Below are 7,678 nucleotides of genomic sequence, written 5' to 3'. Positions count from 1 at the left end.
TCCGCCCCCGAACCCCCGTTGCGCAGTTCCCCGCGCCCCTAGGTCTTTGGGTCTTTAGGGGCGCGGGGAACTGCGCAGTCTTTTAGGGGCGCGGGGAACTGCGCGACCAGCCACAGCCGGACCCGCACCCGACAACGAACCCCACGGGGTCTGGGGCGGAGCCCCAGGGGGCGGGGGCGCCCTAAGACGGCGGCCGGTGTTCCACCGGTGCCACCCCCGTCGCCGTAGCCCCCCGCGGCACGGGCGACGTCCGCAACGCCCGCTCCTGGGAGTACGAGCGCAGGTAGCCGACCACCGTGTTGGTGACGGCGACGAGCGGGACGGCGACGACCGCGCCACCGATGCCCGCGACCATCCCACCCGCCGCCACCGAGAGAACGACGGCGAGCGGGTGGACCCGAACCGCCCGGCCGAGGATGAACGGCTGGAGGATGTGGCCCTCGATCTGCTGGACGGCGAGCACGACGATCAGCGCCATGACCGCGGTGAAGACGCCCTGCGTCACGAGAGCCACCACGACCGCCAGCGCGCCCGAGACGACAGCGCCGACCAGCGGGATGAACGCGAACAGGAAGATGAAGACGGCCAACGGGACAGCCATCGGGACGTCCAGGAAGAAGATGCCCAGGCCGATGAAGATGGCGTCGATCAACGCCACTATCACCGTCCCGCGGACATAGGCCGTGAGCGTGCGCCAGGCACGCGGGCCCGCCCCGGCCACCCCGGGCCGCGCCGCCGCCGGCACCAGCTTGAGCGTCCACTGCCAGATGCGCTTGCCGTCGTAGAGCAGGAAGAGCGTGGAGAACATCGTGAGGAGGATGCCGGTGAGGGCCTCGACGATGACGGTGACGCCCTCCAGACCCGCCGACGTGATCTCGTCCGTATTGGCGCCGACCGCCTCGCGCAGGCTCTTGGCGATGTCCTTGATCTGGTCCTCGGTGACATGGAACGGGCTGTTGAGCAGCCAGCGCTGCAACTCGTCGATGCCGTCCTGGACCTGGTCGGAGAGGTTGTCGATGTTCTCCATGACCTGCCAGACGACGAACCATCCGACGAGCCCCATGACCACGAAGCCGAGGGTCGCGGTCAGCGCGGTGGCGAGCCCCCGCGGCACCCCGTACCGCCGCAGCCGTGCCACGGTGGGCTGGAGCAGCGCGGTGATGAGCAGTGCGGCGACGAAGGCGAGGACGACGAGCTGCACGGCGCTGATGACGCGCATCAACACCCAGACGGTGCCCGCGAGTACGAGCAGGCGCCAGCCGGCCTCGGCGGCGACCCGCATGCCCCAGGGAACGGCCGCGGCGGGATCGGGGCGAGGGGCGGGGGCCGAGGCGGGCACGGGAACGTCCGACGGAGGGGCGGGAGGCTGGGGCGGTGTGCCGTTCCCGGTGGCGGTGGACGCGGCAGGGGTGTCGGCGCTGTCCTTGCCGCCCCCATCGGTGCCGTTGCTCCGGCCGAAGTCGTCGCCCCCGGCGAAGTCGTCGTCCTTGTCGGCCTGCGCGCGGCGCGCGTCCAACCGGTCGCCCATCGCGGTGAGTCCGGCGCCGAGCCGGCCGAGCCACCCTGGCACTCTCGACATGATCCGTCCCTTTTCCCCGTTGTGCCCCACCACTCCCCCCTGGAGTCGTCGGCATCGACCGTACACGGCAGAAGCCCCCCACCGTAGGACGGTGAGGGGCTCTGAAAAGGTTGAGAGGACCGAGTGGCTGTCGGCCTAGTAGTAGTTGTTGGCCTGCCAGAAGTCCCAGGCTCCGCACGGGCTGCCGTACCGGTCGTTCATGTAACCGAGGCCCCACTTGATCTGGGTGGCCGGGTTGGTCGCCCAGTCCGCGCCGGCGGAGGACATCTTGGAGCCGGGCAGCGCCTGCATCAGACCGTAGGCGTCCGAGGTGGGGTTGTCCGCCCGGTAGTTCCAGCTGGACTCGTGGTCCACGATGGTGCTGAAGCACTGGAACTGGTCCGCCGGGACGATCTGGCGCGCCATCGCCTGGATCTCCGCGACGCTGTACGAGGACTGCGTCGGGAAGCTGGAAGCATCACGCGTGGCGGAACGGCTGGCAGCCTTCAGGGCTTCCTTCCGGTCCTTCGCGTCCTGCTCGGCCTTCTCCGCGGCCTTCTGCTTGGCCACGGCGTCCTTGGCGGCCTGCTTGCGCGCAGACTCCTCGGCGTCCTTCTTGGCGGTCGCGTCGGCCGCGATGGCCTGCGAGTCGGCCTGCTGAGTCAGGGATGCGGTCTGCACCTGCGCCTGCGCACCCGCGGGTATGTCCGCGAGAAGCGTGGCGCCTGCTGCCGTTGCCTCCGCGTCGTCGCTCGAGGACGCGGTGTTGCCCGAGGCAACACCGGTGACAGCGCCGACAGCGGTGACCGCGGTGGCCGAGGCCACTGCGAATCCCCGGACCGAAATCCGGCTCACACGGTTTCCTTCCAGCATCGCCCGCTACAGGTGACCCTCGCGGACGCAATCGTGCCCTTGGCGCTGGCCTCCCAACTGCGGGGTCACGGGAGGCACGGGCCCGATGGGCAACTCCCATGACGGGAGCGCCGCGTGGTGCTCGGGCGGCATACGACGGCCTTATGGAGTTCTGTTACTTCTGTGGTGCCGTACCGCTGGGGGCACAGATGTGTCGTATGCGGGGCCTGACAGGAGTGAGACTCTGCCGCACCCCGACACCGGAGGGCAATTCTGTGCCGGGTGTGAAAGCTCACACCTCGTTTGCCCCGGGAGTTTTTCGGAAACGAGCACACGCCAAGACGCCGCCCGGCTAGGCTCTTCAGCCTTTGCCGGACGGCGTCAATTACCGTGTAGCCACCACCCGTTGGACAGATGCCGCGGGGTGGGGCGCGCTGGATCAGATGTGTCCGTCCTCCAGCATTTCGGTCACAAGCGCCGCAATCTGGGAGCGCTCGGACCTGGTGAGTGTGACGTGCGCGAAGAGCGGATGGCCCTTCAGCTTCTCCACGACGGCCACGACTCCGTCGTACCGGCCGACCCTGAGGTTGTCCCGCTGGGCCACGTCATGGGTCAGGATCACCCGTGAATTCGCGCCGATTCGGGACAGAACGGTCAACAGGACGTTCCGTTCCAGGGATTGGGCCTCGTCCACGATCACGAACGCGTCGTGGAGGGAGCGGCCGCGGATGTGTGTCAGAGGCAGGACCTCCAGCATGCCGCGCGCGGTGACCTCTTCGATGACCTCGCGGCTGGTGACCGCGGAGAGCGTGTCGAAGACCGCCTGCGCCCAGGGGCCCATCTTCTCGGACTCGTTGCCGGGCAGATAGCCGAGTTCCTGCCCGCCGACCGCGTACAGCGGACGGAAGACCATCACCTTCTGGTGCTGACGCCGCTCCAGCACGGCCTCCAGGCCCGCGCACAGGGCGAGCGCCGACTTTCCGGTGCCGGCCCGGCCGCCCATCGAGACGATCCCGACGTCCGGGTCGAGCAGCAGATCCAGCGCGATGCGCTGCTCGGCGCTGCGGCCCTTGATACCGAAGGCCTCCCGATCACCCCGTACGAGCCGGACGTTGCCCTCGGACGTCACGCGTCCCAGGGCCTTGCCGCGCTCGGACTGGATCATCAGGCCCGTGTGGACCGGGAAGTCGGACGCCTCGGGGACGTACAGGGTCTCCTGGTCGAAGAGGAGGTCCACCTGCTCGCCGGAGAGCGTCAGTTCGGACATTCCGGTCCAGCCGGAGGAGCCCGTGATGGCGAGCTCGGCGCGGTACTCCTCGGCGAGGAGCCCGACCGAGGAGGCCTTGATCCTGAGCGGCAGGTCCTTCGACACGACTGTGACGTCGAACCCCTCGGCCTGCAGATTGCGGGCGACCGCGAGGATGCGGGAGTCGTTGTCCCCCAGGCGATAGCCGCTGGGCAGCACACTGGGGTCCGAGTGATTGAGCTCGACACGTACGGTCCCGCCCAGTTCCCCGGTGGGGATGGGGGCATCGAGACGGCCGTACTTCACCCGGTAGTCGTCGAGCAGGCGCAGGGCCTGCCGGGCGAAGTAGCCGAGTTCGGGATGGTGCCGCTTGGCCTCCAATTCCGTGACCACCACGATCGGAAGCACTACTTCGTGCTCGTCGAAGCGGTTCATGGCGTGCGGGTCGGCCAGCAGGACGCTGGTGTCGAGAACATAGGTGCGCCGGTCTGGCATACGGCGCTTTGTGCTGGTCACCACGGAAGGACGTACCCCCTCGGATGAGGTCGGGGAGCGACGGAGGAGAGCTGGACCGGTGTCCGGCCGCGATGCACGGGCCGACTACCGGCCCTCTCCGCTTCGTCCGTACTGACCGCACGGTCGGGCTGGTGCAAAGGGCCTCCCGGGCGGACGGCCCCGTGCCGTCCGCTGAGATACGACACCCGTGGTTCGGGCGTCGACCTGCAAGGCTTATGCCCTCGAACGCGCGATGCCATGCCAAGGGCGATGACGGCGCGTTCGTTAACACCAGATGACGTACGTCCCTGATGGCGCCCCCTGCGGGCAGGGACCACCCGGAGGCTCAGCCCCCGTAGCGCCTGTGTCGCGCGGCGTAGTCGCGCATGGCGCGCAGGAAGTCGACCTTGCGGAAGGCCGGCCAGAAGACCTCACAGAAGTAGTACTCGGAGTGGGCCGTCTGCCAGAGCATGAACCCGGACAGCCGCTGCTCACCGCTCGTACGGATCACGAGGTCGGGGTCGGGCTGGGCGCTGGTGTAGAGGTGCTTGCCGATCATGTCGGTGTCGACGCTGTCGGCGAGCTCCTCCATGGAGGTGCCCTTCTCGGCGTGGTCGAGGATCATCGAGCGCACGGCGTCGGCGATCTCCTGGCGGCCGCCGTAGCCGATGGCGCAGTTCACGAGTATTCCGTCGACGTGCGCGGTGGACTCCTCGGCCTCCTTCAGGACGGTCTGCATCCGGGAGGGCAGGATGTCCGGCGTGCCGACGTGGTGCACACGCCAGCGGCCGTCGGCGGCGAGCGAGCTCACGACGTTCTCGATGATGCCGAGCAGCGGTACGAGCTCTTCCTCCGGGCGGTCGAAGTTGTCCGTGGACAACAGCCAGAGGGTGACGACCTCTACGTCGGTCTCGGAGCACCAGCCGAGGAATTCCTCGATCTTGTCGGCCCCGGCCCGGTGTCCCTGGGCGGCGGTGCTGCCCGCCGCCTTCGCCCAGCGCCGGTTGCCGTCCATGATGACCCCGATGTGCTTGGGCACCTGGTCGTGGTCAAGGTGGCCTTCCACCCTGCGTGCATAGAACCTGACCAGCAAGCGGCGCAGGTTGTCGCGCAGGTTCACGTTTTCGTCAGCCCCTCCGTGCAGATAACGGTCCCCCGAGGGCGACACCCTACCGCTGCTGAAGCCCCGCTCCCCCTTGGGGTGCAAGGCCTTCTGCTCGCCGGGCGACGGCACGGGCGACGGCACCGGCGACGGGATCTCAGGGGCGTACGCCGGGCGCGTGTGAGCGCACAAAAAACGGGCCGGTCCGTGGGGGGGAGACGGACCGGCCCGAGGGGGGGTTTCCACCATAACCCTTCGTAAGTGATGCTGCGTGCATCGGCGTGCCACAACTACTCTCCGCAGTCGCCCGACAACGCCCGGGTGGGTGCGGAAGCGTTCATTCAAGGGCAGAACGTGGCCGAATCACAGCGGATTCCAAGGCGGCGGAGCCGAATCCGGAGGGAACCAGGGGGTTTGCGAGCGGTTCTGGGGCACTCGGCCATCCGCCTCGGACGTACGCCCCAAGAGTGACGCACCCGGGAACGTCCAGTTGACGCCAAGAATGGTTTCGCGGCCGCGGCCGCTTCGCGGCTCCGGCCGGACCGGAGCCCCGGCACGGGACTCCCGAACGCGCCCCCCGGCGCTCTGCAGGCAGGGCACCGCGCGGCCCCCTCCTCCGCGCGGTACCGTCCCGCGCAGCTTTGCTCACGCGAATTACCTTGCTTCGAATTTACGTGAGCCGGAGAGGTGCAACGGACCATCCGGGGTAACGATGTGGAAACTCTGTGAGCGTTTCCGGGATTTTCGTGAGGGCCCTCACCCGGACTGTGCGGTGACCGACGGCTCTTTGCTCTGCCCTGGGTGTTTACGGGCGACAATTTCCTTCATGTGCAGATCACCCCATTCGCCCAACGGCAGGAGTGCGGTGTTCAGCGCCTTGCCCAGATCGGTGAGCGAGTACTCCACGCGGGGCGGTACCTCGCCGTACACCTCCCGGTGCACCACGCCGTCGGCCTCCAGCTCGCGCAGCTGCTGGCTCAGCACCTTCTCGCTGATTCCCGGTGAATGCTCTCCCCCGATGCTCCGGCGCAGCTCCCCGAAGCGCAGGGTCCCGCCCACGTGCAGCGCCCAAAGGATCATCGGCTTCCACTTGCCGCCCACGACGTCCACGGCCGCGTCCAGGCCACAGCTGTAGGGCCCCTTGCCCTTCGACATGGTCGACTCCTCCCAAGACCGGGGCAGCGGACAGGATCTGACCTAATTCGGGTCTACCGTCGCCGCCATGACTTCGAGGATCACATGGGACGAGGCGAGCGCGCGGCGCTACGAGCGGCAACTGCTGGGGGCGCCCGCCCCGGCCGGCACCCCCGTCGCCGAGGTGGTCTCCACGCTGCTCGCCACGCACGCCCAGGTCCTGTCGGCGGCCGAGCTCTCCGTGGGCCTGCGGCTCGGCGGCGCGACCCGCCAGGACGTGCGCGCGGCGCTGTGGGACGACCGGAGTGACGACCGGAGTCTGGTGAAGACGTACGGGCCGCGCGGCACGATCCATCTCCTGGCCGCCGCCGAGCTCCCCTTCTGGAGCGCCGCGCTGACCGCCGTGCCGAGCGGTACGAGCGCCCCGCCGGGCGTGCGGATGACGCCCGGCCAGGAGGAGCAGGTCGTCGCGGCGATCGGTGACGCCCTCGACGGGCGGCAGCTGACCATCGACGAGCTGTCCGAGGAGGTCGTGGCCCGCACCGGCCCCTGGGCCGGTGACCTCGTGATGGAGGCGTTCCAGGGCAAGTGGCCGCGCTGGCGCCAGGTCATGCATCGCGCGGGCCAGTCGGGCGCGCTGTGCTTCGCCCCCAACCGCGGCCGCAAGGCCGCCTACACCCGCCCGCCGCACTTCGACCCGCTCCCCGCGGACGAGGCGCTCGCCACGCTCGTACGCCACTATTTGCACGCGTACGGTCCCGCGACGCCGCAGCACTTCGCCAAGTGGGCCGCCGCGCCCCGGGGTTGGGCCGCCGGCCTCTTCGCCTCGCTGGCCTCCTCGGGCGGGATCGAGGAGGCCGACTTCGAGGGGACGCCGGCCTGGGTGGTGGCGGGCGACACGGACTTCCCGACGGAGGCCGTACGCGGGGTGCGGCTGCTCCCCTACTTCGACGCGTACGCCATCGCCGCCCAGCCCCGCGAGCGGATGTTCCCCGGCGCGGCCTACGAGCGGGCCCTGGCGGGCGGGCAGGCGGGGAACTATCCCGTGCTGCTCGTCGACGGCGTGGTCGCCGGGGTCTGGCACCAGCGGCGGCAGGGGAAGCGGACGACGGTGACGGTGGAGCCGCTGGGCCGGCTGACCCGGGCGCAGGAGCGGGAGCTGGGGAAGCAGGTGGAGCGGGTCGGTGAAGTCCTGGAGGCAGAACCGGAGTTGGTGGTGGGAAAGGTGACGTCGGGCCCGCATGCGTAACCCTCGCACGTCAACTCCACGCACCCCTCAGGGACTTGTTCA

The 7,678-nt window shown here is 69.3% G+C and carries 6 protein-coding genes; 1 reads left to right on the top strand and 5 read right to left on the bottom strand.

The genetic code is table 11. From position 1 onward, the window contains the following. Window positions 1-181: 181 nt before the first annotated feature. The 5 genes from ACFWXQ_RS40035 to ACFWXQ_RS40015 all read right to left on the bottom strand — a co-directional run bounded on the left by ACFWXQ_RS40035 (window position 182) and on the right by ACFWXQ_RS40015 (window position 6,408). A complete protein-coding gene (locus ACFWXQ_RS40035; protein ID WP_383938546.1) occupies window positions 182-1,579 on the bottom strand; it encodes an AI-2E family transporter in 1,398 nt (465 codons plus the stop codon). 135 nt (window positions 1,580-1,714) lie between these two features. Further along, a complete protein-coding gene (locus tag ACFWXQ_RS40030) occupies window positions 1,715-2,413 on the bottom strand; it encodes a transglycosylase SLT domain-containing protein (protein ID WP_383938549.1) in 699 nt (232 codons plus the stop codon). Window positions 2,414-2,849: 436 nt separating this feature from the next. Next, the gene (locus tag ACFWXQ_RS40025; RefSeq protein WP_383938552.1) at window positions 2,850-4,175 is read right to left on the bottom strand and encodes a PhoH family protein; all 1,326 of its coding nucleotides are present in this window, start codon (window positions 4,173-4,175) and stop codon (window positions 2,850-2,852) included. A gap of 322 nt (window positions 4,176-4,497) precedes the next feature. Beyond that, a complete protein-coding gene (locus ACFWXQ_RS40020; protein WP_200396099.1) occupies window positions 4,498-5,271 on the bottom strand; it encodes an isoprenyl transferase in 774 nt (257 codons plus the stop codon). Window positions 5,272-6,009: 738 nt separating this feature from the next. Beyond that, complete coding sequence (locus ACFWXQ_RS40015) at window positions 6,010-6,408, bottom strand: winged helix-turn-helix transcriptional regulator (RefSeq protein WP_383938555.1); 399 nt, start codon at window positions 6,406-6,408, stop codon at window positions 6,010-6,012. A gap of 67 nt (window positions 6,409-6,475) precedes the next feature. On the opposite strand from ACFWXQ_RS40015, the gene ACFWXQ_RS40010 reads away from it, so the two are divergent. Further along, window positions 6,476-7,636 (top strand): winged helix DNA-binding domain-containing protein, encoded by a 1,161-nt coding sequence (locus ACFWXQ_RS40010; RefSeq protein WP_383938558.1) that lies wholly within the window; start codon window positions 6,476-6,478, stop codon window positions 7,634-7,636. Window positions 7,637-7,678 lie beyond the last annotated feature (42 nt).

The sequence above is a fragment of the Streptomyces sp. NPDC058697 genome (assembly GCF_042715345.1).
Classification (GTDB): domain Bacteria; phylum Actinomycetota; class Actinomycetes; order Streptomycetales; family Streptomycetaceae; genus Streptomyces; species Streptomyces liliifuscus.
Note: the sequence above shows the minus strand (reverse complement) of the source record. Positions and strands in the feature narration are given on the sequence as shown.